Source organism: Nonomuraea ceibae (assembly GCF_019396325.1).
GTDB lineage: Bacteria > Actinomycetota > Actinomycetes > Streptosporangiales > Streptosporangiaceae > Nonomuraea > Nonomuraea ceibae.
On record NZ_JAHKRO010000106.1, the window covers coordinates 1 to 24,105 of the forward strand.

Here is a 24,105-nt window from a genome sequence, read left to right on the forward strand (position 1 = left end):
CGCGGCCGCGATCGGCCGGTCCGGCGGCCCGCCGGACAGCAGGCCCGCGACGGGGACGGCGACGGCCGCCAGTTCCACGACGGCGACCGCGATCGGTGCCCAGCGCCGCACCCGCGGGCCCGCGACCCGGCGCAGCGCGGCCCGGCACAGCCACCAGGTGACGCCCGCCAGCGCCGGTGCGGCCGCTGTCACCGCCACGTACCGGTTGCCGCTCGCCTCGGCGGCGGCCCACAGCGCGCCCAGCCCCGCCACCAGGCCGAGCAGGACCGCCACGACCAGGAGCAGCCCGGCCACCGCCCGCGCCCCCGCGCCCGTCCGCCTGCTGCCGGCTAAGTCCCCGGAATCGTCCATGTCACGTCAACGTCTGATCATGCGGCTTTTCTCCGTCACCGGGCGGCGGCGAGGAAGGCTCCGCGTCCCGGGCCCAGGCGGGGCCTCCTGGGAGAGGCCGGTGCAGGATCGCCCGCGCGCGGGTAAGAGCCCGTCGGAGGGGAGGCGGCACGGTGCTGAGCGACGGCGAGCGCATGCTGGGCGGGCTCCTGCGTGCCAGCCACACGGCCACGCTGGAGGACACCGTCCCCCTGATCGCCGGCCACGCGGCCCTGTCCGGTTTCACCCACACCAAGGTGTACGTGTGCGACCTGCGGCAGCTGACGCTGGTGCCGCTGCCGGGCCAGGTGGACGCCCGGGGCGTGCCGCTGACGCCGGTGTCGATCGACACCACGATGCCGGGGCGGTCCTTCCGCGACGTGGAGGTCGTGCGGGCCAAGGCCGAGGACGAACCGGCGGCCGTGCAGCTGTGGGTGCCGCTGATCGACGGCACCGAGCGGATCGGCGTGCTCGGCGCCACGGTCCAGACCGTGGACGAGACCGTCGAGTGGCGGGCCAGGCAGCTCGCCTCGCTGGTCGCGCTCATCCTGGTGAGCAAGCGGGGCTCCAGCGACTCGTGGGCGGCGCTGGTGCGCGGCGAGCCGATGCTGCTGTCGGCCGAGGTGCTGTGGAACCTGCTGCCGCACGGCAGCTTCGCCAACGACCGGGTGGTGTTCAGCGCCGCGTTGGAGCCGGCCTACGAGGTGGGCGGCGACGCCTACGACTACGGCATCGCGGGCGACAACCTGCATGTGTCGATCTTCGACGCGATGGGGCACGACCTGTCGGCGACGCTGACGGCGACGATGGCGATCGGCGCCTGCCGCAACAGCCGGCTCGCCGGCAAGGATTTGCTGGCCACGAGCGAGGGGATCGACGCGGCGATCGGCGAGCAGTTCGGCCGCACCCGGTTCGCCACCGGCATCCTGGCCGACCTGGACATGGACACCGGCGAGCTCACCTGGATCAACCGCGGCCACCATCCGCCGCTGGTGGTGCGGGACGGCCGGCTGGTCGCCAGCCTCGACAGCGAGCTGCCGTCGCCGCCGATGGGGTTCGGGCTGGGCCTGTCGTCGGGGCTGGAGCGCTATCAGCTGCAGCGCGGCGACCGGCTGCTCCTCTACACCGACGGGATCATCGAGGCGCAGAACCCCGCCGGGGAGCAGTTCGGGCTGGAGCGGTTCGTGGACTTCATCGTGCGCCACGAGGCGGGCGGGCTGTCGGCTCCCGAGACGCTGCGCCGCCTGATCAACTCGATCCTGGACCACCAGCGCGGCCGGCTCCAGGACGACGCCACGGTGGTGACGGTCGAGTGGCAGGCCGACCGGCAGGCCACGATGACCATCTGAGCGCCACGGCCCGCTGGACTTTGCCCCTGGGGGAAGGTCCAGCATGTCCGATGTGGAACTACTGACGATCGGCGCGTTCGCGCGTGCCGTGCGCCTGTCGCCGAAGGCGTTGCGGCTGTACGACGAGCTCGGGCTGCTGCGGCCCGCCCTGGTCGACGGGGAGTCGGGATACCGCTTCTACGATCCGGCCCAGGTGGAGCGGGCCCGGCTGATCGCCTGGCTGCGGCGGCTGGGCATGCCGCTGGCCCGCATCCGCGAGGTGTGCGACCTGGAGCCCGGCGCCGCCGCCGAGGCGGTCGCCGATCACTGGGCGCGGGTGGAGGCCGAGACGGCGGCCCGGGGCAGGCTGGCGACGTTCCTCGTCGACCACCTGTCCGGCGGGGGCGCCGCCGCCGACCACACCGTGGGCGTCCGTTACGCGGCCAGGACCGCGTCCGGGCTGGTGCGCACCAGCAACGAGGACGCCGCCTACGCGGGCGCCCGCCTGCTGGCGGTGGCCGACGGGGTGCGCGGGCCGGGCGGCGAGCTGGCCAGCGCGGCGGCGATCGAGGCGCTCAAGCCGCTGGAGACGCTGGCCGTACCGGAAGGGGACCTGCTCGGCGCGCTCGCCGACGCGGTCGCCAGGGCCGGTGAGGCGATCAAGGAGCTCGCCGGCCCGGGTGAGGCGTCCGCGCGCGGGCCGGCGACCACGCTGACGGCGCTGCTGCGGTCGGGGTCACGGCTGGCGCTGGTGCACGTCGGCGACACGCGCGCGTACGTGCTGCGCGGCGGCGAGATGTTCCGGATCACCCACGATCACACGCTGGTGCAGGCGATGGTCGACGAGGGCAGGCTGACGCCGGAGGAGGCGGCCTCGCACCCGAGCCGGTCGATGCTGGCCCGCGCGCTGACGGGGGAGGGCGGGACGGAGCCGGACCTGTCGCTGCACGCGGCCGAGGCCGGGGACCGCTACCTGCTGTGCTCCGACGGGCTGTCGGCCGTGGTCGCGCCCGATTCCCTGCACGCGGCGCTGGCGGGCGCCGACGGCCCGGAGGCGGCCCTGGACGCGCTGCTCGCCCTGGCGTACGCGGCGGGCGCGCCCGACAACATCGCGTGCGTCGTGGCCGACGTGGTGGCGTTGTGAGCCGCTTCACGCTGGACCGCCGGCCGCTGGCCGTCCCGGCGTTCCGGCGGCTGTGGACGGCCTCGGCGGTGTGCGCGGTCGGCGGGTCGTTCAGCGTGGTGGCGGTGCCGGCGCAGCTGTTCGCGATGACGGGCTCGTCGGCGGCGGTGGGCGCGGCGGCCGGGGTGTCGTTCGGCGCGCTGGTGACGGCGTCACTGTGGGCGGGGGCTCGGGCTGATGTGATGGACCGGCGGCGGCTGCTGCTGGCGGCGCACTGCGGACTGGCGCTGACGTACGCGGGGCTGTGGGCGCAGCAGGCCGCCGGGCTGAGGTCGGTCGCGGTGCTGCTGGCGCTGGTGGCCTGCCAGGGCGCCACGTTCGGGACGATCATGGTGACGACGGGCGCGGTGGTGCCCCGGCTGGTGCCCGCCGGGCTGCTGGCCGCCGCGAACAGCCTGAGCTCGCTGGCCCGCTACTCCGGCTCGGTGATCGGGCCGCTGCTGGCGGGCGTGCTGATCCCGGTGACGGGGCTGGGCTCGCTCTACCTGTTCGACGCGCTCGCGCTGCTGGCGGTGGTGTGGGCGGTGTTCCGGCTGCCGCCGATCCCGGCTCCGGAGGGCGGCAGGGGCTCCACGCCCGCCCAGGTGCTGGCCGGGTTCCGCTACCTGGCGGGCAACCGGGTGCTGGTGGCGGTGCTGGCGGTGGACCTGGCCGCGATGGTGTTCGGGATGCCGTCGGCGGTCCTGCCCGAGCTGGCCGGCACGGTGCACGGCGGCCCGGCGGGCGGCGGCGTGGAGCTGGGGCTGCTCTACGCGGCCTACCCGGCGGGGGTGTTCGCGGCGGGGCTGCTGTCGGGGACGTTCACCCGGGCGCGGCGGCAGGGCGCGCTGATGGCGTGGGCCGCCGCCGTGTGGGGGGTGACGGTGGTGCTGCTCGGCCTGGCCGGGCAGCTGTGGCAGGCGCTGGCGGCGCTGCTGCTCGGCGGCGCGGCCAACTTCCTGCTCAGCACGTTCCGCAACGCCATCACCCAGGCGCACACCGACGACGCCGTGCGCGGCCGGGTCCAGGGCTCGCTCACGGTCGTGCTCGTCGGCGGCCCGCAGATCGGCAACCTGCTGCACGGGACCGCCGCGGCCGCGTACGGGCCGCAGGTGACGATCTGCGCCGGCGGGCTGCTCACGGTGGCGGCGGTGGCCCTGATCGCGCGGGCCGCGCCGGGGCTGCGGCGTTACGCGGGCTGATCAGCCGCCGTTCAGCACGGGGACGAGGTGTTCCTCCTCGTAGTCGAGGTGGGCCTCCAGCTCGGCGGTGAGGCGCTCGACCTCGGCGAGCACGTCGCCGCCGCCGCTCGCGACGACCTTCTGCAGCTCGTCCACGAGCTCCTGGATGACGCGGTGCTCCTCGCGGAGCCGGGCCAGCACGGGGGCGAGGTCGGGGCGGGCGCCGTCGAGGTGCGGGAACATGCGCGTGTCCTCCATCGTGTGATGGAAGTGCAGCCCCTGGCACAGGTTGAGGCAGTTGATGCGCAGTTGCGCGCCCAGGCCGGCGCCCGACTCGGCCACCTCCTCGCGGATCAGCGCGAGCTCGCGGCGGAAGGCGTCGTGGACGACCTTGAGGAAGTCGCCGCCGCGCAGGTCGGGCGGGCCGCCGGCGGTCTGGGTGAGGGCGACGACGGGCAGCGTGCGCCCGGACTTCGTCTCGTAGTCGGCCCAGGCGGGGTCGGCCTCGACGGCGCGGGCGAAGATCTCGTCGCGCTCGGCGCCGTCCAGGACGGCCGCGGTGGCCTCGTACGTGAACGCGCCGTCCTCGACGGTGACGCGCGGGTCGGCCAGGATGTTGTGGAACCAGGCGGGGTGGCGGGGCGAGCCGCCGGCCGAGGCGATGACGAAGATCCGGCTGTTGCCCTCGTCGGCGAGGTAGCCGAGCGGGGTGGTGTGGCGGGCGCCGCTCCTGGCCCCGGTGGTGGTGAGCAGGATGAGGCGGGCCCCTTCGAAGGGCGGGCCGACCCTGCCGTTGCTGGCGCGGAACTGGTCGATGATGGACTGGTTGAAGCCGTTGGGCATGCTGAAGCTCTCTGTCAGGCGTGCGGGAATGCCGGTGATGAGGGGGCGCGCGGGCGCGGTCGGATCAGGCGCTGCCTGTGAGCTGTGAAGTCACGGTATCGTCCCCCTGCTGTCACGGCCTCCATGCCCCCGCCGTCCACCGGGCGACGACACGCGACCTGCCGGATCATTACACGCGGCCTCACCTCAGCTGTCAACATCACCACTATCGCGGACAAACCACCCCTATAGTGGGACAACATGGATGGCGTTCTCTCCACCGGCCTGTCGATGGCCGAGCTCGGCGCCCGCGTCCGCGCCGAGCGCCGGGCCCGCGGGCTGTCCATCGACCGGCTGGCCGAGCTCAGCGGCATCAGCCGCAGCATGGTCTCCGAGGTCGAACGGGGCGCCAAGACCCCCAGCGTGCTCGTCCTGGACCGGCTGGCCACCGCCCTCGGCACGTCGATCGCGCGGCTGCTCGACGAGCCCGTCCGCGAGGTGCCGGCCGTGCTGCGGCACGCCGAGCAGCGCGTGGTGCGCGACCCGTCCGGATGGGAGCGCCGGGTGCTGTCACCGGTGCTGCCGAACGTGGAGTTCGAGTTCATGCGCACCACGATCGGGCCGGGCGTCGACGCGGGGGAGTTCGCCGCGCACGCGCCAGGTTCGCGCGAGTACGTCGCCGTCGAGTCCGGCAGCCTGCGCCTGACCGTCGACGACCGGGCCCACGTGCTGCGCGCCGGCGACTCGGCCTACTACCCGGGCGACCGCCGCCACGCCTTCGCCAACGACGACGACGCCACCGACTGCGTGTACTACCTGGCCATGGAGCTGGGCGGGCCCGCCGTCACGCACCACGACCAGCGAACGGAGACCCACCTTGGATGAGCTGCGCCACGCCGCGGGCCGGGCCGCCGGCCTCGCCGCCGACCACCTCGGCGGCCTGCGCGAGGAGCCCGTCTGGCGGCCCGTCGCCGACGCCGACCGCCTCTGGCTCACCGGCCAGGACCTGCCCGGGACCGGGCGCGGCCTCGACGAACTGCTCGACGACGTCCGCGCCCGGGTGCTGCCCTACCCGATGGGCAATGGGCACCCGCGCTTCTTCGGCTGGGTCAACTCGCCGCCCAACCCGGCCGGCGTGCTCGTCGAGCCGCTGGCCGCCGCGCTCAACCCGAGCTGCGCGGGCGGCGACCACGCCGGCCCGCTGCTGGAGCGTACGGTCGTGCGCTGGCTGGCCGGCCTCGTCGGCTTCCCGCACCGGCCCGGCGGCGGGCTGCTGACCAGCGGCGCCTCCATGGCGACGATCATCTGCCTGGCCACCGCCCGGCAGCGCGCCGCCCTCGCCGACGGCTGGGACGTGCGCGAGGAGGGCCTGTCCGGCCGCCCGCCGATGGTCGTGTACGTGTCCGCCGAAGGGCACAGCTGCCTGCGCAAGGCCGCCGAACTGCTCGGCATCGGCTCCCGGCGCATCCGCACCGTCCCGGTCGACGCCGCCTACCGGATGGACGTGGCCGCGCTGCGCTCGATGGTCGCCGAGGACGTGGCGGCCGGGCTGCGGCCGTTCTGCGTGGCGGCGAGCGCGGGCACCGTCAACAGCGGCGCCGTCGACCCGCTCGCCGACATCGCGGCCGTCGCCGCCGAGCACGGGCTCTGGTTCCACGTCGACGGCGCCTACGGGGCGCTCGGCGTGCTGGCCGACCCGTCCGCCTTCGCCGGTCTCGAGCTGGCCGACTCGCTCGCCCTCGACCCGCACAAGTGGCTCGGCGTCCCCGTCGGCTGCGGCTGCGCGCTGCTGCGCGACCCCGCCGAGGCGCGTGCCGCCTTCAGCCTCGTCCCGTCGTACCTGGTGGACGAGAACGCCGACGAGCTGGGCTGGTTCGCCGAGTACGGGCCCGAGCAGACGCGGCCGTTCCGCGCGCTGAAGACGTGGGCGACGATGTCGCACCTCGGCCGCGACGGCATCGAGCGCCTGGTCGGCCACACCACCCGGCTGGCCCGCACGCTCGGCGCGATGGTCGAGGACGCCGCCGACTTCGAGCTGATGGCGCCCGTCGTCACCTCCATCGCCGCCTTCCGCTACCGCCCGGGCTCAGGCGATCCCGACCTGGTGAACCGCGCCCTCCCGGCGGCCGTGCAGCGGCGCGGGGTCACGTTCCTCACCGGCACCCGGCTGGGCGGCGCCGACGCGCTGCGCGCCTGCGTCCTGAGCCCCGCCACCACCGAGGACGACCTGGCGGTGCTGCTGCACGAGATCCGCACCGCCGCCAAGGAGCTGACCGGTTTGCCGGGCTCCGCGGGGCTCCGATAGTGTCGCAGCCGAAATTCGAGGAGGTGAGACCCATTCCCGCTTGTTCCGTCCGGGTGCTCTCACCTCACGCGGCCCGCCGTTCCTGAGGCGACCGGGAGAGCGCCCCGTTCATCCCGAAAGGCGCTCATGTCACTCTCTCCGCCCGCCGTCGTCGCCCGCCTCCGTGCCGCGGGCTGCGTCTTCGCCGAAGACGAGGCCCGCCTGCTCGCCGGCGCGGCCCGCACGCCCGCCGCGCTCGACGCCCTCGTCGAGCGCCGCGCCGCCGGCGAGCCCCTCGAACACGTCCTCGGCTGGGCCGAGTTCCGCGGCCTGCGCGTCGCCGTCGACGCCGGCGTCTTCGTGCCGCGCCCGCGCACCGAGTTCCTCGTCGAGCAGGCGATCGCCCTCGCCGCACCCGGCACGGTGGCCGTCGACCTGTGCTGCGGCACCGGCGCGCTCGGCGCCGCCCTGGTCGCCGCCGTCCCGGGCACCGAGCTGCACGCCGCCGACCTCGACCCGGCCGCCGTCGCCTGCGCCCGCCGCAACCTGCCCGCCGACCGCGTCCACGAGGGCGACCTGTACGAGCCGCTGCCCCCGGACCTGCGCGGGCGGATCGGGCTGCTGCTGGCCAACGTGCCGTACGTGCCGACCGGGGAGATCGGGCTGCTGCCCGCCGAGGCGCGGCTGCACGAGGCGCGGCTCGCGCTCGACGGCGGCGCCGACGGGCTGGACGTGCTGCGCCGGGTGGCCGCCGGGGCGCCCGGCTGGCTCGCCCCGGGCGGGCATCTGCTGTTCGAGACCAGCGACCGCCAGGTCCCGCCCGCCCTGGAGGCCGTCGCCCGCCACGGCCTGGCGCCGCGCGTCGCCCGCTCCGACGCATGGGCCGCCACCGTGATCATCGCCACCCGCCCCCGCTGACCCCCCACGACACCGGCCCTTCCACCGGCCACCGACCCGGCGGCGTCGCCCTGGTGGGCGGTGTCAGGCCGTTCGGGTGGTGTCCTGCTGGGCGCGGACTTCGTTCAGGCGGCGGGTCAGGTAGCGGCGTTCGGGGGTGGTCGGCGCGGAGCTGAGGGCTTCGCGGTAGGCGTCGGCTGCCTCGCCGGGGCGGCCGAGGCGGCGCAGGAGGTCGGCGCGGGTGGCGGGCAGCAGGTGGTAGCCCGCGAGCGCGCCGGACTCGCGCAGCCGGTCGGCGAGCGCGAGCCCGGCCGCGGGCCCTTCGGCCATGCCGATGGCGACCGCCCGGTTCAGCTCGACCACCGGGGAGGGCACGAGCCGGGCGAGCCGGTCGTACAGGGCGGCGATCTGGGGCCAGTCGGTGTCGGCGGCCGTGGGGGCGGTGCCGTGGCAGGCGGCGATGGCGGCCTGGATCTGGTAGGGCCCGGCCCGCCCCTGGCGCAGGGCGTCCTCCAGCAGCCGGACGCCTTCGCCGATGCGGTCGGCGTCCCAGCGGGAGCGGTCCTGTTCCTCCAGGGGCACCAGCGCGCCGTCGGGCCCGGTGCGGGTGGCGGCGCGGGCGTCGTGCAGCAGCATGAGCGCGAGCAGCCCCGTGGCCTCGGGCTCGCCGGGCAGCAGTCCGGTGAGCAGCCGGGCCAGGCGGACGGCCTCGCCGCTGAGCCCGCGCCGGACGAGGTCGTCGCCGCCGCTGGCGGAGTAGCCCTCGTTGAACAGCAGGTAGAGCACGCCCAGGACGGAACGCGTCCGTTCGGGGAGCAGGTGGGCGGGCGGCACCCGGTAGGGGATGCCGGCCTGGCGGATCCTGCGCTTGGCGCGTACCAGCCGCTGCGACATGGCCTCCTCCGACACCAGGAAGGCCCGCGCGATCTCCGCCGTGGTGAGCCCGGCGAGGGTGCGCAGGGTGAGCGCCACCCGCTGTTCGAACGGCAGCGCCGGGTGGCAGCAGGTGAACATCAGCCGCAGCCGGTCGTCGGGCACGCCGCTGTCGTCGGCGTCGCCGCCGTCGCCGTCCGGCTCGGACTGCGGGGCGAGCAGGGCGGCCTGGCGGAGTTTGGCCGCCCCGACGGCCTCGCGGCGCAGCCGGTCGGTGGCGCGGTTGCGGGCGGCGGTGGTCAGCCACGCGCCGGGCCTGCGCGGGACGCCGTCGCGGGGCCAGTGGCGCAGCGCCTGCGCGAAGGCGTCCTGGGCGCATTCCTCGGCCAGGTCCCAGTCGCCGGTCATGCGGATGACGGTGGCGACGACGCGCCCCCATTCCTCCTGGAACGCCCGGGTGACGGCCTCCTCGACGTCCTGCACGCTCCGACCCTAGCCCGCCACTTTATACCGGGTTTGACTTATATAAGCTGCGACTGAAATAGTGAGGTCGTGCATGCATTCGACGTACTCGGTGACCCGGTCCGGCGCCGGATCCTGGAGCTGCTCGCCGACGGTGAGCGCAGCTCCGGCGAGGTCACCGCCGTCATCCAGCGCGAGCACGGCATCTCCCAGCCGGCCGTCTCGCAGCATCTCAAGGTGCTGCGCGACAACGGCTTCGCCACCGTGCGCGCCGAGGGCACCCGGCGGCTCTACGCCGTCGACCCGGAGCCGCTGCGCGAGGTCGACCGGTGGCTGGAGCGCTTCCGCGGTTTCTGGAGCCAGCGCCTCGACGCCCTGGCGACGGAGCTGGCCCGCGGCAAGCGCGCCCGCCGCGCCGCCGGCCCGCCCGAGCCGACCACGCCCGGGCCCACCACGAAGGAAGAGTCCGCATGAACATCATCGACGAGGTCACCCGCGCCCACCGCGCGGTGACCGAGAAGGGCGAGGCCAAGTCCGTCGTCCTGTCCCGTCACTACGACGCCGCGGCCGAGGACGTGTGGGACGCCCTCACGACGGCCGAGCGGATCAGCCGCTGGCTGCTGCCGATCAGCGGCGACCTGCGCCTGGGCGGCACGTACCAGCTTGAGGGCAACGCCGGCGGGGAGATCCTGGCCTGCGAGCCGCCCGAGCTGCTGAGGGTGACGTGGGTCTTCGGCGACGCGCCCGCCTCGGAGGTCGAGGTGACGCTGGCGCCCGACGGCGACGGCACCCGTTTCGAGCTGACGCACACCGCCGTCGTGGCGGCGGAGTTCTGGTCGCGGTACGGCCCCGGCGCGGTGGGGGTGGGCTGGGACCTGTCCGTGCTCGGTCTCGCCATGCATCTGGCGGGCCTGCCGATCCCCGACCACGAGCACTTCCACGAGACCGAACAGGGGCGCGCCGCCATCGTCGCCAGCAGCCGGGCCTGGGGCGAGGCGTACCTCGCCTCGGGCGCGGACGCCGGGCTCGTCGCGGCGGCCACCGAGGCGACGACCGCCTTCTACGCACCGGAACCGGAGTAGTCGATGTCCCAGAAAATCACCACCTTTCTCATGTTCGAGGGCAAGGCCGAGGAGGCCATGACCTTCTACGTGTCGCTGTTCGACGACGCGGAGATCGTCTCCGTCACCCGCTACGGCCCGGACGGGCCGGGCGCGGAGGGCAGCGTGCTGCACGCCACGTTCCGGCTGGCGGGGCAGGAGTACATGGCCATCGACAGCGCGGTGCGCCACGACTTCACGTTCACGCCGTCGATGTCGCTGTATGTGCAGTGCGAGTCGGCGGACGAGATCGAGCGGCTGTACGCGGCTCTGTCGGAGGGCGGCGCGGCGCTGATGCCGCTGGGCGACCACGGCTTCAGCAAGCGCTTCGGCTGGGTCAACGACAGGTTCGGCGTGTCCTGGCAGCTCAACCTGGCCTGAGGGGCGGGTCAGACGAGGCTCTGGCCGCCGTCGACGGGGATGACGGCGCCGGAGACGTAGTTGTCCGACATCAGGAAGATCGGGGCGGCGGCCGCCTCGGCGGGGGTGCCCAGGCGGCCGGGCAGGAAGGCGCGGCCCGCCTCGGCCACGGCCTCGTCGGTGGCCGCGCCCAGCGCGCCGCGGGCCAGCGGCGTGTCGAACACGCCGTAGCGGACGGCGTTCACGCGCACCCGGCGCGGGGCCAGCTCGACGGCCAGCGCCTTGGTGAGGGCCTCGACGGCGCCGATCGCGGCGACGGCGGCGGCCATGCCGGGCAGCGGGCGGGTCGCGTAGAGGCCGGAGGTGAACGTGATGGAGCCGCCGGCGGGCAGGCGGGGGGCGGCGGCGCGGGCGACGGCGTAGGCGCCCCAGAGCCGGCTGTCGACGGCGTCCTGCACGTCGGCGCGCGGGGTGGCGTCGAGCGGGCCGACCTGGAAGCCGCCTGCCGTCACCAGCACGTGGTCGACGGGGCCGGCCTGCTGGAAGACGCGGTCCAGCTCAAGCTCGTCGCCGGCGTCGGCGGCGATCCCGAGCACGGGGTCGTCATGCGTGGCGCCGGGCACGGCCAGGCAGTGGGCGACGGCGGCGTCCAGGCGGGCCTTGTCGCGGGCCACGAGGACGACGCGGGCGCCGAGCGAGCGCAGCAGCTCGCCGGCGGCCAGGCCGATGCCGGAGCTGCCGCCGATGACGAGCACGGTGCGGCCGGCGAGCGCGGCGGGCAGCGGGGTGCTGACGGGCATGGGGGCGACGGACATGGTGGTCTCCTTCAGCAATAAACCATCTGGTTGGTTTAGATCGTGGCGTGATTCGGCCCGCATGTCAACCGGATGGTTTAATTCCTTCCATGACGTACGACGCCGAGGCGACCAGGCAGCGGATCTTCGCCGCGGCCAGCGCGGAGTTCGCCGAGCATGGCCTGGCCGGGGCCAGGATCGAGCGCATCGCGACCGCCGCGCGCGCCAACAAGCAGGCGATCTACCTCTACTTCGGCAACAAGGAGAAGCTGTTCGGCGCCGTGGTGGCCGCGCAGTTGCAGGAGATCTGCCACACGCTCGACCTCGACCCGCGCAAGCTGCCCGAGATCGCCGGCCAGCTGTTCGACCGCTACCAGGAGAACCCGGACCTGGTCAGGCTGCTGCTGTGGGAGGCGCTGGAGTCGGGCGACGGCCCGGTGCCGGGCGAGGGGGAGCGCGTCGAGGGCTACCGCGCCAACGTCCGTGCCCTGATGGAGGCCGGCATGCCCGACGAGCGGCGGGCGCGCGACTGGCTGTTCACCCTCATCGGCCTGGTCGCGTGGAACTTCTCGGTGCCGCAACTGCGCCGCCTGATCCTCGACGAGCCCGACCCCGCCGAGGCGCTGGCCCGCCGCCGGGCCGCCGTCATCGAGCTGGCCACCGCGATAGCCGACCGGCTTTGACCAGTTCTGTTGATGCGTAACACATTGTTGGGGGTACGTGGCTGATCGTAATGATCGTCCCTTACGTACGGAGCTCTTGATGCGCATCCGCAGGACCCTGGCCGCCGCCGCGGCCACCACCGCAGCCGCGGCGGGCCTCGTCCTGGCCGCCCCGGCGGCCCACGCCGACCCCGCGCCACAGTGCTGCGTGATCACGACCACGGCCACCGCGCCCAGCACGGCCCTGCTCCTCAGCCTGCTCGGCCTGCCCGCGGCGGCCCTGCCCAAGGGACAGATCGGCCTGACCTGCAACCCGATCCGCGTCATCGCCGCCACGATCGCCGCCACCTGCGCGACCGTCGCGGTGATGTGCGAGAACAACTCCTTCAGCGGCGTGATCGCGCTCGGCTGCCGCGCCCTGACCCCCGAGGAGATCGCCCAGCTCCCCAACCCGCCCAGACCGGCGCCCTGACGGTGCAACACCTGGCGCCCTCCGGCCGTCTCAGTCGGGATGACCATGACAGGAGGGCGTGGGCGTGCAGGACGAGGAGCTGTTCGAGCGGTTCGTCGCCGACCGGGTGGACGTGCTGCTCCGCTACGGCTACGTGCTGACCGGCAATCCGCACGACGCGGCCGATCTGGTGCAGGAGGCCCTGGTGCGGTTACGCGGAGCGTGGGAGCGGGTGCGGCGCAAGCACGACCCGGAGGCGTACGTCAAGACGACGATGAGCCGGCTGCACGTCAACGCCTGGCGGCTGCGGCGGCGCGAGCACGTCACGGCCGAGCCGCCCGACCGGACCTGGCGGGACCGGCCGTACGAGGGGTCGCCGCTGTGGGACACGCTGGCGCGGCTGCCGCGCCGCCAGCGGGCGGTGCTGGTGCTGCGCTACTACGAGCAGCTGAGCGACGCCGAGATCGCCGTCGTCCTGGGCATCTCGCGCGGCACGGTGCGCAGCCAGGCGTCGCGGGCCCTGGACAAGCTGCGCGGTGACGTCCCCGCGATCGTCGAGAGCCTGGGGAGCGTGACGTGAGCGCCGAGCTGGAACGGCGGCTGCGCGAGGAGTTCGCGCGGGCGGCCGGGCACGCGCCGCGGCCGGCGGCCGACCTGCGGACGCGGATCGAGGCGGGGCACCGGCGGCGACGGCGCAGGGGGTCCGTGCTGTCGGCGGCGGCCACGGTCGCGGTGCTGTCGGCGGTCGCCGCGGTGATGGTCCCGCCGGGCGAGCGCGTCGTGGCGGCGCGGCCCTCGCCGACGTTCGCGCCTGCCACCCCGGCCTCGCCGCGGGCCCACCCGGTGCCGCCGCCCGTCGAGAAGGTGTGGCCGGGCGTGGTCCGCACCGTTCCCGAGAAGCTGCCGAGCGGGCAGCCCATGCGGCCGGAACGGTACCTGGACGACCGGTCGCTGCTGGTGCGGACGGAGGACGGCGACAGGATCCACGCGCTGTGGGCCTACGACGTCAGGAAGCGGACCGCCCGCCGGCTGGTGGACGTGCGCTCGCCGCGCGGCACCGTGGTGTCGGCGCCGTTCGTCGCGGTCGGTGAGGGGCTGCTGGCCTGGTGGACGCTGCGCCGCCACGCGGGCGTGCGCGTGGTGGAGATCTGGACGGCCCCGGTCACCGGCGGCACGCAGCGCCAGGTCGCCACGCTGAAGAACGCCCCGCAGGGCATCGACCTGGAGATCGCGGGCGGCCGGCTGGTGTGGTCGCCGTGGGGCCGCGAGGGCGTCTACCGGATGCCGCTGACCGGCGGCAGAGCCGAGCAGGTGGCCGGCTCGGCCGGGCACACGCTGCTGGCGTGGCCGTGGGCCGCCCGCCCCAGGCCCGGCAACCGGCCGACCAAGGAGGTCGTGTTCGGCGGCCTGGTCGATCTGCGCACGGGGGAGCGCAGCCGGGCGTCCGTCGCCGGAGGGGTGTGCGCGGTCACGTGGTGCGTGCACGGCCGCACCGCCTCCCGCCGCGACGGCGGCGGCAGGCGTGAGCTGCCGGGCCCGACCATGATGTCGGTGCCCGCGCTCGACCGCTTCGTGGTGGTCTCCCACGAGCGGACGAGCGAGGTGCTGTACGACCTGGCCACCGGGAAGTCGGGCGCCCTGGGTCCGACCGTGTACAGCCCGGTCCTCGACTACCGGACGCCCGGTCTGCTCGTCTACGCGCGGGACGGCGAGCAGATCGTGGTGGATCTGAAGGCGATCAGGTGAGCAGGGCCGACGGGTCGCGTTCCGGCGGCCCGTCAGGCCACCAGGCGCCGTCGCGGCGGGCGAACGGGTACCAGCGGCCGTCGCGGCCGTAGCGCAGTTGCCGGTCGCCGACGGTCCACTGGTTGCGCCAGGCCTCGACCATCGGCGGCTCGCCCTCCCAGCCGGCCTCCAGCAGCGCGCGGGCGCGGGCCAGGTCCTGCTTGGGCGGCGTCCACGGGCTCTCGAGCGCGTCCAGGCCACCGGCGCCGCCGTGCCGCCAGGCGGCCACCGCCGCGTCGAGGCCCAGGTCGAGCCCGAACTCGGCGGACAGGCGTACCCGGTCCTGGTATTCGGTGAGCGGCGTGGACGCGCCGGTGAGGAGCAGTTCGCGGGCCCGGGAGGCGGCGGAGGCGGCGAGCACCTCCAGCGCGGCCACGTCGACGCCGGGGGCGGGCTCCAGGCCGAGCGGCGTGAACGTGACGTCCAGCGGCGGCGGGTCGGGCAGCGGCGGGACGCCGAGCGCGTAGGCGTCGGCGACGGGGACGCCCTGCGGGGCGGTGGCGGGCACGTCGCGGCGCTGGAGCCCGTCGATGAGCTCGCGCTCGCCGCGCCCCCGCAGGAGCAGCAGCACGAACGGGTCGTCGTCGAGCAGCCAGGACGCCTGGTAGCACAGGGCGGCGGCGTGCTTGCACGGGTGGCCCCAGTCGGGGCAGGAGCATTCGGGCTCCAGGTCGCCGACGGTGGGCAGCAGCGGCACGGCGGCGTCCTCGGCGGCCTCGACCAGGTCGTGCGGCATGTCGCGGTCGAGCAGGGCGGCGATGTGCCCGGCCTTGGCGGCGACCTGGTCGAGGAAGCGTTCCCAGGCGGCGTCGGTGAGCTGTTCGACGCGGACGACGGTGTCGTACTCGTGCTCGGTGACGGCGGCGAGCCGGCCGGGGCTGACGGTGATGGGGCCGACCTGGCCGGTCTTGGCGTAGGCGCGGCCGTTCTTCAGCAGCGTGTGGTCGAGGGAGGTGTCCTCCAGCGCCTTGATCCAGGCGCGGCCCCACCAGGAGGTGGCGAAGCGGGCGCCGGTCCGCTGCGGGGGGAAGGCGGCGAAGCCGCGGGCGTCGGTCATCTCAGCTCCACGAGGGCGGCGAGTTCGGCGTCGGTCAGCTCGGTGAAGGCGGCCTCGCCGGAGGCGAGCACGGCGTCGGCCAGGGAGCGCTTGGCGACGAGCATCTGGGCGATGCGGTCCTCGATGGTGCCTTCGGCGATGAGCCGGTGCACCTGGACGGGCCGGGTCTGGCCGATGCGGTAGGCGCGGTCGGTGGCCTGGTCCTCGACGGCGGGGTTCCACCAGCGGTCGTAGTGGATGACGTGGTCGGCGCGGGTGAGGTTGAGCCCGGTGCCGGCGGCCTTGAGCGACAGCAGGAACACCGGGGCGGCGCCGTCCTGGAAGCGCCGGACCATCTCCTCGCGGCGGGCGACGGGGGTGCCGCCGTGCAGGAGCTGGGTGCCGACGCCGCGCGCGGACAGGTGCTTGTCGAGCAGGCGGGCCATCTGGACGTACTGGGTGAACACCAGGACGGCGCCGTCCTCGGCGACGATGGTGTCGACGAGCTCGTCGAGCAGCTCCAGCTTGCCGGAGCGGCCGGGCAGGCGCGGGTCGGCCTCGTGCAGATACTGGGCGGGGTGGTTGCAGATCTGCTTGAGCCCGGTGAGCAGCTTGACGATGAGGCCGCGCCTGGCCATGCCCTGGGCGCTCTCGATCTGCGTCATGATCTCGCGCACGACGGCCTCGTACAGGCCGGCCTGTTCGGTGGTGAGCGGGACGGGGCGGTCGGTCTCGGTCTTGGGCGGCAGCTCGGGCGCGATGCCGGGGTCGGACTTGCGGCGGCGCAGCAGGAACGGGCCGACGAGGCGGGCCAGCCGTTCGGCGGTGGCCTTGTCGCCGGACTCGACCGGCTTGGCCCACCGGGACCGGAAGCGGGTGAGGGGGCCGAGCAGGCCGGGCGTGGTCCAGTCGAGGATGGCCCACAGCTCCGACAGGTTGTTCTCCACCGGGGTGCCGGTGAGGGCGACGCGGGCGGCGGCGGGGATCTCGCGCAGCGCCTTGGCGGTGCCGGAGGCGGGGTTCTTGACATGCTGGGCCTCGTCGGCGACGAGCAGCCCCCAGGGGTGCTCGCCGAGCCGGGCGGCGTCCAGCCGCATGGTGCCGTACGTGGTCAGGACGAAGCCGTCGTCGGCCAGGGTGCGCTGGGCGCCGTGGTAGCGGCGTACCGGGACGCCGGGGGCGAACCTGGAGATCTCCCGCTCCCAGTTGCCCATCAGCGAGGCCGGGCAGACGACGAGCGTGGGTCCGGTGCCCTGGCGGGTGAGGTGCAGGGCGATGAGCGTGATGGTCTTGCCCAGGCCCATGTCGTCGGCCAGGCAGCCGCCGAGGCCGAGCGAGGTCATCCTGGCCAGCCAGCGCAGCCCCTGGAGCTGGTAGTCGCGCAGCGTGGCGGCCAGGCCGGGCGGCGGACCGACGTCGGCGGGCTCGGCGAGGCGGTCGCGCAGCTCGCTCAGCCAGGCGCTCGTCTCGACGGGCACGTGCTCGCCGTCGACCTCGACGGTGCCGGTCAGCGCGGCGCCGAGGGCGTCGAGCGCGGTCATCGGCTTGAGGTGGCTGCGGACCTTGCGGGCCACGCCGGGGTCGATGAGGACCCACTGGTCACGCAGCCGGACGACGGGCCGGTGCGTCTCGGCCAGGTGGTCCATCTCGGCGGCGGTCAGCCGTTCGCCGCCGAGGGCGAGCTGCCAGTCGAAGCTGGTCAGGTGGTGTCCGCCGAGGAAGGAGGGCAGGTCGGAGGGGGCGGTGTCGCGCAGGCCGACGGCGGCGCGCGCGGTCAGGCCGCTGACCAGGGACTTGGGCCAGTGGACCTCGACCCCGGCGGCGTCCAGGCGGCTGGCGGCGCCGGCGAGCAGCTCTTCGAGGTCGGCGTCGCTCAGCGGGAGCTCGTCGGGGACGGCGCTTTCCAGCAGCCGTTCGAGGCGGGGCCAGGCGCGGGCGGCGCGGCGGATGGCCAGGGTGGCCTCGATCCTGGCGCGCCCGCCGAGGCCGGGGTCGCGGCCTTCCCACAGGTCGGCGGCGTCGACCACGAGTGAGGGGTCGGCGAGGCTGTGGAGCTGCATGACGGCGCGGAACTCGCCGCGTGCGGGGTCGTCGGCCTCAAGGCGCAGCGACAGCCGCACGCCGGAGTCGAGCCCGGCCGACACCTCCTCGGCCCAGGGGCGCAGCCGGGGCACCTTGACGGGGCGGGCGGCGGCGTAGGCGGTGGTGCCGGTGGCCCGGACGGCTCCGGGGGAACGCGGCATGGCGTCGGCGACCGCGTCCAGGAACGCCCGCACGTGGCTTTCGGCGTCGGGCAGGCGCGGCTCGGCGCCCGCCCCCGCCCCTGTCTCTGCCCCCGTGTCCGCGTCGCCGGTCGCGGGAAGGGGGACGGCGCGGGCTTCGGCGGGCATGGCGTCGGCGAGCTCGCGGATGCGGCGGGCGTCGGCGGCGTCGAACGGGCCCGCGCGCCAGGAGTCGTGGTCCTGGCCGGTGACGCCGGGCAGGACGCGGCCGCGGGCGACGAGCTGCAGCGCCACCAGGGCGGCGGCTCCCCAGAACCGGGCGGCGGGGTGGGCGGATTCGTCGGCGCGGGCCCTGGCCAGCGCGGCGACGGCGTCGGCCACGGGGACGCGGGTGGCCGCGACCTCGTGGGTCCCGTCCGGGCGGGCGACGGTTAGGGTGGTGTCGCCGCCGGGGTCGAGGAAGGCCATCCGCCCGCTCCTGGGGGGATCGCCGGGCTCGAAGACGACCGCGTGCCGTACCGAATCCTGTGGAAGACTCACGACCGTACAGTGTACGGTACGTATGGGTGTGGTTTTCCGCACCCAACCTCGGCAGCGATCCTCATCCCAGGTAGAGTTGATCTTCCGTACCCTTATGCGCATGGTTGATTGGGTAGTGGAGTTGATGGACGCCCTCGGAGCGCCGGGGGCCGGAATCGCGATCGCGCTGGAGAACCTTTTCCCGCCGTTGCCGAGCGAAGTGATCCTGCCGCTGTCGGGGTTCACGGCCAGCAAGGGGTCGATGGGTCTGGTCGACGCGCTGATCTGGACGACGCTCGGCTCGGTGGTGGGGGCGCTGGCGCTCTACGGGGTGGGAGCTCTGCTGGGCCGGGAGCGGACGCTGGCGATCGCGGGCAAGCTTCCGCTGGTGAAGATCTCCGACATCGAGAAGACGGAGGCGTGGTTTCTCAAGCACGGCAAGAAGGCGGTGTTCTTCGGGCGGATGATCCCGATCTTCCGCAGCCTCATCTCGATCCCGGCCGGGGTCGAGCGGATGCCGCTGATGCAGTTCACGCTGCTGACGCTGATCGGCAGCGCGATCTGGAACACGGTGTTCGTGATGGCCGGCTACCTGCTGGGCGAGAACTGGCACCTGGTGGAGACGTACGCGGGCATCGGGTCGAAGATCGTGCTCGGCCTCGTGGCGCTGGCGGTGCTGGTCTTCATCGGCGTACGGCTGAGCGAGCGCCGCAAGGGACGGCATGCGGCCGGTCGTTGAGGGCGCGCGGGTCGCCGGCAGGGTGGCTCTGGGCGCGCTCACCGCGCCGGTGGAGCTGATCTTCCTGCTGGTGGCGCCGTTGCTGGGAGGACGGGCGGACGGGGCCGCCCGCCGGCTGGCCGCGCTGGAGGCCAGGCGGCTGCGGCTGGAGGTCTCGGAGCTGGACGCGCTGGTCCAGGGCGACCGGGACCGGCTGCTGCGCTATCTGGCCGCCCGGGCGCCCGTGGGGGTGCTGGGCGGGCTGCTGCTGTTCCTGGTGGGTTACGGCGTCAAGAGCGTCGTGGCGCTGCTGTGGAGCTGGGGGCACGGGGAGCCGTTCGACGGGATGGCGCCGTCGTGGACGATCGGCGGTTACTTCCTCCTCGTCGGACTTGTCGCACTTTTTTCGCTCTTGTCGGGCTTGGTGGGCGTACACGTCCTCGAACGCTGGCTGGCGAGCCGGCTGCTGGCCGGCGACCGCACGCTCGCCCTGGAGCGCCGCATCGCCGAGCTGGCCGAGAGCCGGGCGGGCATCGTCGCGGCCGTCGACTCCGAACGGCGGCGGATCGAGCGTGACCTGCACGACGGCCTGCAGCAGCGGCTGGTGGCGCTGTCGATGCTGATCGGACGTTCCCGCCGGGGCCGCCCTGAGCTGTTGGACCAGGCGCACGACGAGGCGCAGCGGGCGCTGGCCGAGCTGCGCGAGGTGGCCTGGCGGGTCTACCCGAGCGGGCTCGACACGTTCGGGCTGGGCGAGGCGCTGGCCGGGGTGTCCGAACGGGCCGGGGTGCCGGTGCGGGTGTCGTGCGAGCTGGCGGAGCGGCCGCCGATGGCGGTGGAGACGGCGGCGTACTTCGTGGTGAGCGAGGCCGTCACCAACGCGGCCAAGCACGCGTCGGCGGCCCTGGTCGAGGTGGACGTGCGCCGCGATGGCAGCATGCTCGTCGTGCGCGTACGAGATGACGGGACGGGCGGCGCGAGCGCCGCCGGCGGCGGCCTGTCGGGGCTGGGACGGCGGGTGGCGGCGCTGGACGGCGTCTTCGAGGTCGACAGCCCGCCGGGCGGGCCGACGCTGGTGACGGCGGTGCTGCCGTGCGGGTGATCCTGGCCGAGGACTCGACGCTGCTGCGCGAGGGCCTGGTGCGGCTGCTGCTGGAGGAGGGCCACGAGGTGCCCGCGGCCGTCGGCGACGGCGAGGCGCTGGTGGCGGCCGTGGCGGCGCACGTGCCGGACATCGTGGTGGTGGACGTGCGGATGCCGCCCACGCACACCGACGAGGGGCTGCGCGCGGCCCTGGAGATCAGGCGGCGCTGGCCGGGCGTGCGGGTGCTGGTGCTGTCGCAGTACGTGGAGAAGAAGTACGCCACCGAGCTGATGAGCGCGGACGTGGCGGGGGTCGGCTACCTGCTGAAGGATCGCGTGGCGCAGGTGGGCGACTTCCTGGACGCGCTGGAGCGGGTGGGCGCGGGGGGCGCGGCGTTCGATCCCGAGGTGGTGCGCCAGTTGCTGGCGCGCACGACGCAGGTGGATCCGCTGGCGCGGCTGACCGCGCGTGAACGCGAGGTGCTGGAGCGGATGGCGCAGGGGCTGACCAACGCCTCGATCGCGCAGGCGCTGCACGTGTCGCAGAGCGCCGTGGAGAAGCACGTGAACTCGCTGTTCGACAAGCTGAACCTGTCGCACGCCACCGGCTACAGCCGCCGCGTGCTGGCCATCCTGCACTTCCTGGAGTCCTAGACCCTCCCCGGAGCCGCCTCCGGGGAGGGCTGCGGCCGTCTTGACAAATTTTTTTGTCGGTTGGAGGATGGGGGCCACCCGAGAAGGAGGTCCCTCCATGAGGAAGATCATCGCCGGCCTGTTCGTGTCGCTCGACGGCGTCGTCGAAGCGCCTCAGACCTGGCATTTCCCCTACTATGACGAGGACATGGGCCGGTCCGTCGGCGCGCTCATGGACCGGGGCGAGGCCCTGCTCCTGGGCCGCGGCACCTACGAGGAGTTCGCCGCGCACTGGCCGCATCAGAACCCGGACGAGGATCCGATGGCCAAGCTGCTCAACGACATCCCCAAGTACGTGGTCTCCACCACCCTGGCCGACCCCGCCTGGCACAACACCACGGTCGTCGGCTACGACCAGGTGGCGGCGCTCAAGCGGGAGCCGGGCGGCGACATCGGCATGAGCGGCAGCCCCGCGCTGGTGCGCTCGCTGCTGCGCGACGGGCTGCTGGACGAGCTGCACCTGCTCGTGCACCCGCTCGTCGTGGGCGGCGGCCAGAAGCTGTTCGACGACGCGACCGGGCGGGTCCCGCTGCGGCTGACCTCCTCCACCACGTTCGGCACCGGCGTGCTGGACCTGACCTACGAAAGGGTCTGACATGGCCGGCAAGACCGTCTGCGAGAAGCTGCTGATCAAGCCCGGCGCCTCGGTGTGGATCTCTCACGCCGAGCACCGGCCGCTGCTGGACCCGCTGCCCGAGGACGTGACCCTGGCCGCCGGGCCCGGCGAGGCGGGGGTCGCGGTGCTGTTCGCCTCCGGCGCGGACGAGGCGCGCCGGCTGCTCGACGAGCACCGCGACGGGCTCACCCGGCCCGCGGTGCTGTGGGTGGCCTACCCGAAGGGCAACAAGGCCGACGTCAACCGGGACACGCTCTGGCCCATCGTGGGCGAGTACGGGCTGCGCCCCAACGGGCAGGTGGCGGTGGACGAGGTGTGGTCGGCGCTGCGCTTCCGGCCGCTGAAGGAGGGCGAGCCGCCGTTCACGGACGGGCGCTCGTGAACGGCGACTCGCACGTGCCCGGCCCTGACCTGGCCCTGGAGATCATCGTCAGGATCCTGGTGTGGCTGGCCCGTGACGGCGAGCGGCAGGCGGCCATGCTCGGGCGCGGCCGGCTCCCGGTCGACGAGCTCGCGCTGGAGTACGACGGCGCGCTGGCGACGCTCTGGGTCCTGAAGGAGGCCCGGACCCTGAGCCCGGGCGTCATCGGCGAGCTGGAGCGCCTCGACCGCCGCCTGGAGGCGATGAGCGGGGAGGAGAACGCGCGCCTGTGGACCCCCGCCGCCCTGGGCGAGGCGGCGGAGTGGGCGGCGGTGCGGGAGCTGGCCCGGGAGGCCCTGGCCGGCGTGGAGCGTGAGACGGGGATCCGCGGCGAGGCCGTGGCCCGGGAGTCGATCTGACCCCGCCCGCGCTCCTTGTCAGCCGGTGTGCAGGATCCGGAAGCGGCCGGGGTGCCCGGGGTCGCGGTCGGCGACCTGGACGGGCGGCCACGCCCACTGCCGGACGTTGATGCCGGGCACGTCGGAGAACCGGATCGGCCCGCGGGTGCCCTCGACGTCCATGTGCGGCCAGGCGTCGGCGATGCGCGCCCGGTCGGCGCCGTGGGAGCGCAGCACGCCGGCCAGCACGGTGATCGTGTCGTAGCCCTCGAAGGCGACGAAGGACGGCGTTTCGGCCAGCTGTTCGCGCAGGGCGGTCTCGACGCGGGCGCCGAGCGGGGTCAGCCGCTCGGGCAGGTAGCGCAGGAACGGTATCGCGGCGCCGTCGCCGCCCAGCGCGGCGGCCCAGCCGGCGAACTCCGGCTGTCCGGCCGGGGCGCCGATCAGGAGGCCGGCCAGGCGGGGGTCGCGGCGGACGGCCCGGACGATCGGCACGGCGGGCTCGGGGGTGCCGACCAGGAGCAGCAGGGCGGTGGCGCCCTGGGCGGCGAGTTCGTCGCACGCGGCGGCGGGGGTGAGCGCGCGCATGTCCAGCTCGGCGAGCGTGCCGCCGCGCGGTGTGAGGTGCTCGCGGAGGATGCGGGTGCCGGAGGCCCAGTACAGGCTCGGCTCGGTGGCCACGGCGACGCGGCGGTGGCCGGCGCCGAGCAGGAAGTCCGCGTAGATCCGCCAGCCGTGGGACTGGGCGGGCGCCAGGCGCGCGACCGTTTTCGCGGGCTGTTCGGTGAGCGCGTCGAGGACCGCCGACGAGCAGAGGAACGGCAGGCCGAGGGCGTCGGCCCGGGTGGCGGCGGCGCGCGCGACGACGCTGTGGTACTCGCCCGCCACGGCGGCGACGCCGAGACCGGCCAGCTCCTCCACGGCGGCCTCGGCCTTGCCCGGGTCGGCGGCGGTGTCGCGGACGAGCAGTTCGAGCGGCCGTCCGGCGATGCCGCCGTCGTCGTTGACGTGGCGGGCGGCCAGTTCGAGCCCGGCGAGCAGGTGGCGGCCCGCCTCGGCCCAGCCGGGCCGGGTCAGCGGGACGAGCGCGCCGATCCGGACGGCTGACCCGTCGATCCGCTCCGCCTGCGATGGTGGCGTGTCCATGCGTGGTGTCTCCCGTGTGCAGATTGTCTGCATTATGCCGGGATCTCCGGTCCAGCATCGGCCCGGTGCCGCGCACGCCGTCTAGTCGTGGCCGCCGAGGTAGGCGTGCAGGCGGGCGGCGGCTTCGAGCATGGCGGTGGCCCGTCCGGTGAGCTCGGCCTGGCGGTGGGTGATGGCGGCGCGCAGCGCGGCGCTGCCCCCGGTGCGGCGCAGCCCGTCCAGCACGAGCCTGATCTGCGGGAACGGGTAGCGGCCCTGGCGCAGGATGGCGACCATGCGGGCGTCGCGGACGTCGGCCGGGCCGTAGGTGCGGTAGCGGGTGCCGTGCTCGCGGCGAGGTTTGAGCAGCCCGGCCGACTCCCACAGCCGCAGGGCCGAGGCGCGCACGCCGAGGTGGGCGGCGACCTCGCCGATGCGCAGGCCGGAGCGGGGCGCCTGGGTGGTGTCCTGCCCGGCGACGGCTTCCAGCGCCTCGCCGGTGGCGCGCAGGGCCAGGCGCTGCTCGTGCAGCTCGGCGTGGCCGGCATCGATGAGCGTGAGGGCGACGGGCACCTGGCCGTCGTGGACGGCCTGCATGATGGCCCGGGCCAGATCGCGGCCGAACCCGGCGGCCAGCGCCTGGTAGGCGAGCAGGGCGCGGCGGTGGCGGGCGTCGAAGCGGCGGTAGCCGGCCGGGGTGCGGGGCGTGGGCGGCAGGATGCCCTCGTCGGCGTAGTTGCGGATCTGCTGCGTCGACACGCCCGCCAGCCGGGCCAGGTCGATGGGCCGCACCGCACCTCCAGG

General features: G+C 74.6%; 27 protein-coding genes. 19 read left to right on the top strand and 8 right to left on the bottom strand.

Annotated elements, in window-relative coordinates:
* Positions 1-351: hypothetical protein (locus KME80_RS39665; protein ID WP_219514489.1), on the bottom strand; the 351-nt coding region annotated here is incomplete at its 3' end.
* Positions 352-503: 152 nt separating this feature from the next.
* On the opposite strand from KME80_RS39665, the gene KME80_RS39670 reads away from it, so the two are divergent.
* The 3 genes from KME80_RS39670 to KME80_RS39685 are packed head-to-tail and all read left to right on the top strand — an operon-like array spanning position 504 to position 4,061.
* Positions 504-1,718 (top strand): PP2C family protein-serine/threonine phosphatase, encoded by a 1,215-nt coding sequence (locus tag KME80_RS39670; RefSeq protein WP_308126116.1) that lies wholly within the window; start codon positions 504-506, stop codon positions 1,716-1,718.
* Between the two features lie 52 nt (positions 1,719-1,770).
* Positions 1,771-2,841 carry a MerR family transcriptional regulator gene (locus KME80_RS39680; protein WP_308126117.1) on the top strand — a complete coding sequence of 357 codons (1,071 nt, stop codon included), beginning with the start codon at positions 1,771-1,773 and terminating at the stop codon, positions 2,839-2,841.
* Entirely contained in the window at positions 2,838-4,061 is a 1,224-nt protein-coding gene (locus tag KME80_RS39685; RefSeq protein ID WP_219514491.1) for an MFS transporter, read from the top strand. Before KME80_RS39680 ends, KME80_RS39685 begins: the two co-directional genes overlap by 4 nt.
* On the opposite strand, the gene KME80_RS39690 is transcribed toward KME80_RS39685, so the two are convergent.
* The gene (locus tag KME80_RS39690) at positions 4,062-4,883 is read right to left on the bottom strand and encodes a nitroreductase/quinone reductase family protein (RefSeq protein ID WP_219514494.1); all 822 of its coding nucleotides are present in this window, start codon (positions 4,881-4,883) and stop codon (positions 4,062-4,064) included.
* Between the two features lie 240 nt (positions 4,884-5,123).
* Here KME80_RS39690 and KME80_RS39695 point away from each other — a divergent pair, with 240 nt between their 5' ends.
* From KME80_RS39695 to KME80_RS39705, 3 genes are all read left to right on the top strand, one after another.
* Positions 5,124-5,747, top strand: a complete 624-nt coding sequence (locus tag KME80_RS39695; RefSeq protein WP_219514496.1) for a helix-turn-helix domain-containing protein — start codon at positions 5,124-5,126, stop codon at positions 5,745-5,747.
* Positions 5,740-7,167, top strand: coding sequence for a pyridoxal phosphate-dependent decarboxylase family protein (locus KME80_RS39700; protein ID WP_219514506.1), 1,428 nt, complete (start codon positions 5,740-5,742; stop codon positions 7,165-7,167). The genes KME80_RS39695 and KME80_RS39700 overlap by 8 nt, the downstream gene beginning before the upstream one ends.
* Before the next feature lie 126 nt (positions 7,168-7,293).
* Positions 7,294-8,064, top strand: a complete 771-nt coding sequence (locus KME80_RS39705) for a putative protein N(5)-glutamine methyltransferase (RefSeq protein ID WP_219514509.1) — start codon at positions 7,294-7,296, stop codon at positions 8,062-8,064.
* Positions 8,065-8,127: 63 nt separating this feature from the next.
* Here KME80_RS39705 and KME80_RS39710 read toward each other — a convergent pair whose 3' ends face one another.
* On the bottom strand, positions 8,128-9,399 hold the full coding sequence (locus KME80_RS39710; RefSeq protein WP_219514511.1) for an RNA polymerase sigma factor: 1,272 nt from the start codon (positions 9,397-9,399) through the stop codon (positions 8,128-8,130).
* Positions 9,400-9,468: 69 nt separating this feature from the next.
* On the opposite strand from KME80_RS39710, the gene KME80_RS39715 reads away from it, so the two are divergent.
* From KME80_RS39715 to KME80_RS39725, 3 genes are read left to right on the top strand one after another with little or no spacing between them, the layout of a single operon-like run.
* Complete coding sequence (locus tag KME80_RS39715; protein WP_219514564.1) at positions 9,469-9,852, top strand: ArsR/SmtB family transcription factor; 384 nt, start codon at positions 9,469-9,471, stop codon at positions 9,850-9,852.
* Positions 9,849-10,460: an SRPBCC family protein gene (locus KME80_RS39720; RefSeq protein ID WP_246646511.1), complete on the top strand. Its 612-nt coding sequence runs from the start codon at positions 9,849-9,851 to the stop codon at positions 10,458-10,460. The genes KME80_RS39715 and KME80_RS39720 overlap by 4 nt, the downstream gene beginning before the upstream one ends.
* Before the next feature lie 3 nt (positions 10,461-10,463).
* Complete coding sequence (locus tag KME80_RS39725) at positions 10,464-10,859, top strand: VOC family protein (protein ID WP_219514571.1); 396 nt, start codon at positions 10,464-10,466, stop codon at positions 10,857-10,859.
* Positions 10,860-10,867: 8 nt separating this feature from the next.
* On the opposite strand, the gene KME80_RS39730 is transcribed toward KME80_RS39725, so the two are convergent.
* Positions 10,868-11,653, bottom strand: coding sequence for an SDR family NAD(P)-dependent oxidoreductase (locus tag KME80_RS39730; RefSeq protein WP_246646512.1), 786 nt, complete (start codon positions 11,651-11,653; stop codon positions 10,868-10,870).
* A gap of 89 nt (positions 11,654-11,742) precedes the next feature.
* Here KME80_RS39730 and KME80_RS39735 point away from each other — a divergent pair, with 89 nt between their 5' ends.
* The 4 genes from KME80_RS39735 to KME80_RS39750 all read left to right on the top strand — a co-directional run bounded on the left by KME80_RS39735 (position 11,743) and on the right by KME80_RS39750 (position 14,491).
* Positions 11,743-12,315: a TetR/AcrR family transcriptional regulator gene (locus KME80_RS39735; RefSeq protein ID WP_219514573.1), complete on the top strand. Its 573-nt coding sequence runs from the start codon at positions 11,743-11,745 to the stop codon at positions 12,313-12,315.
* Positions 12,316-12,394: 79 nt separating this feature from the next.
* The gene (locus KME80_RS39740; protein WP_219514576.1) at positions 12,395-12,766 is read left to right on the top strand and encodes a hydrophobin family protein; all 372 of its coding nucleotides are present in this window, start codon (positions 12,395-12,397) and stop codon (positions 12,764-12,766) included.
* A gap of 58 nt (positions 12,767-12,824) precedes the next feature.
* Positions 12,825-13,325 (top strand): SigE family RNA polymerase sigma factor, encoded by a 501-nt coding sequence (locus KME80_RS39745; protein WP_308126118.1) that lies wholly within the window; start codon positions 12,825-12,827, stop codon positions 13,323-13,325.
* On the top strand, positions 13,322-14,491 hold the full coding sequence (locus KME80_RS39750; protein ID WP_219514584.1) for a hypothetical protein: 1,170 nt from the start codon (positions 13,322-13,324) through the stop codon (positions 14,489-14,491). The genes KME80_RS39745 and KME80_RS39750 overlap by 4 nt, the downstream gene beginning before the upstream one ends.
* Here the strand turns inward: KME80_RS39750 and KME80_RS39755 are convergent.
* Together KME80_RS39755 and KME80_RS39760 are read right to left on the bottom strand one after the other, a co-directional pair.
* Positions 14,484-15,587: an SWIM zinc finger family protein gene (locus tag KME80_RS39755; RefSeq protein WP_219514593.1), complete on the bottom strand. Its 1,104-nt coding sequence runs from the start codon at positions 15,585-15,587 to the stop codon at positions 14,484-14,486. The genes KME80_RS39750 and KME80_RS39755 overlap by 8 nt on opposite strands.
* Positions 15,584-18,328 carry an SCO1167/SCO6262 family helicase gene (locus tag KME80_RS39760; protein WP_308126119.1) on the bottom strand — a complete coding sequence of 915 codons (2,745 nt, stop codon included), beginning with the start codon at positions 18,326-18,328 and terminating at the stop codon, positions 15,584-15,586. Before KME80_RS39760 ends, KME80_RS39755 begins: the two co-directional genes overlap by 4 nt.
* A gap of 100 nt (positions 18,329-18,428) precedes the next feature.
* Here KME80_RS39760 and KME80_RS39765 point away from each other — a divergent pair, with 100 nt between their 5' ends.
* The 6 genes from KME80_RS39765 to KME80_RS39790 all read left to right on the top strand — a co-directional run bounded on the left by KME80_RS39765 (position 18,429) and on the right by KME80_RS39790 (position 22,197).
* Positions 18,429-19,046 carry a DedA family protein gene (locus tag KME80_RS39765; protein ID WP_219514597.1) on the top strand — a complete coding sequence of 206 codons (618 nt, stop codon included), beginning with the start codon at positions 18,429-18,431 and terminating at the stop codon, positions 19,044-19,046.
* Entirely contained in the window at positions 19,030-20,127 is a 1,098-nt protein-coding gene (locus KME80_RS39770) for a sensor histidine kinase (protein WP_219514598.1), read from the top strand. The genes KME80_RS39765 and KME80_RS39770 overlap by 17 nt, the downstream gene beginning before the upstream one ends.
* Positions 20,118-20,762, top strand: a complete 645-nt coding sequence (locus KME80_RS39775) for a response regulator (protein WP_219514606.1) — start codon at positions 20,118-20,120, stop codon at positions 20,760-20,762. Before KME80_RS39770 ends, KME80_RS39775 begins: the two co-directional genes overlap by 10 nt.
* A 97-nt stretch (positions 20,763-20,859) precedes the next feature.
* Entirely contained in the window at positions 20,860-21,396 is a 537-nt protein-coding gene (locus KME80_RS39780; protein ID WP_219514608.1) for a dihydrofolate reductase family protein, read from the top strand.
* A gap of 1 nt (position 21,397) precedes the next feature.
* Positions 21,398-21,799 carry a hypothetical protein gene (locus tag KME80_RS39785; protein ID WP_219514610.1) on the top strand — a complete coding sequence of 134 codons (402 nt, stop codon included), beginning with the start codon at positions 21,398-21,400 and terminating at the stop codon, positions 21,797-21,799.
* Positions 21,796-22,197, top strand: coding sequence for a hypothetical protein (locus KME80_RS39790; protein WP_219514616.1), 402 nt, complete (start codon positions 21,796-21,798; stop codon positions 22,195-22,197). The genes KME80_RS39785 and KME80_RS39790 overlap by 4 nt, the downstream gene beginning before the upstream one ends.
* 18 nt (positions 22,198-22,215) lie before the next feature.
* Here KME80_RS39790 and KME80_RS39795 read toward each other — a convergent pair whose 3' ends face one another.
* Positions 22,216-23,322, bottom strand: a complete 1,107-nt coding sequence (locus KME80_RS39795; RefSeq protein WP_219514618.1) for an ABC transporter substrate-binding protein — start codon at positions 23,320-23,322, stop codon at positions 22,216-22,218.
* 81 nt (positions 23,323-23,403) lie between these two features.
* Complete coding sequence (locus KME80_RS39800; RefSeq protein ID WP_219514620.1) at positions 23,404-24,093, bottom strand: MerR family transcriptional regulator; 690 nt, start codon at positions 24,091-24,093, stop codon at positions 23,404-23,406.
* Positions 24,094-24,105: the final 12 nt, after the last annotated feature.

Bases quoted from the DNA above. Each gene is read 5' to 3' on its own strand.
- KME80_RS39795 (WP_219514618.1), bottom strand. From the start codon at position 23,322: ATGGACACGCCACCATCGCAGGCGGAGCGGATCGACGGGTCAGCCGTC.
- KME80_RS39735 (WP_219514573.1), top strand. From the start codon at position 11,743: ATGACGTACGACGCCGAGGCGACCAGGCAGCGGATCTTCGCCGCGGCC.
- KME80_RS39695 (WP_219514496.1), top strand. From the start codon at position 5,124: ATGGATGGCGTTCTCTCCACCGGCCTGTCGATGGCCGAGCTCGGCGCC.
- KME80_RS39755 (WP_219514593.1), bottom strand. From the start codon at position 15,587: ATGACCGACGCCCGCGGCTTCGCCGCCTTCCCCCCGCAGCGGACCGGC.
- KME80_RS39730 (WP_246646512.1), bottom strand. From the start codon at position 11,653: ATGTCCGTCGCCCCCATGCCCGTCAGCACCCCGCTGCCCGCCGCGCTC.
- KME80_RS39725 (WP_219514571.1), top strand. From the start codon at position 10,464: ATGTCCCAGAAAATCACCACCTTTCTCATGTTCGAGGGCAAGGCCGAG.
- KME80_RS39770 (WP_219514598.1), top strand. From the start codon at position 19,030: ATGCGGCCGGTCGTTGAGGGCGCGCGGGTCGCCGGCAGGGTGGCTCTG.
- KME80_RS39785 (WP_219514610.1), top strand. From the start codon at position 21,398: ATGGCCGGCAAGACCGTCTGCGAGAAGCTGCTGATCAAGCCCGGCGCC.
- KME80_RS39765 (WP_219514597.1), top strand. From the start codon at position 18,429: ATGGTTGATTGGGTAGTGGAGTTGATGGACGCCCTCGGAGCGCCGGGG.
- KME80_RS39690 (WP_219514494.1), bottom strand. From the start codon at position 4,883: ATGCCCAACGGCTTCAACCAGTCCATCATCGACCAGTTCCGCGCCAGC.
- KME80_RS39780 (WP_219514608.1), top strand. From the start codon at position 20,860: ATGAGGAAGATCATCGCCGGCCTGTTCGTGTCGCTCGACGGCGTCGTC.
- KME80_RS39705 (WP_219514509.1), top strand. From the start codon at position 7,294: ATGTCACTCTCTCCGCCCGCCGTCGTCGCCCGCCTCCGTGCCGCGGGC.
- KME80_RS39740 (WP_219514576.1), top strand. From the start codon at position 12,395: ATGCGCATCCGCAGGACCCTGGCCGCCGCCGCGGCCACCACCGCAGCC.
- KME80_RS39720 (WP_246646511.1), top strand. From the start codon at position 9,849: ATGAACATCATCGACGAGGTCACCCGCGCCCACCGCGCGGTGACCGAG.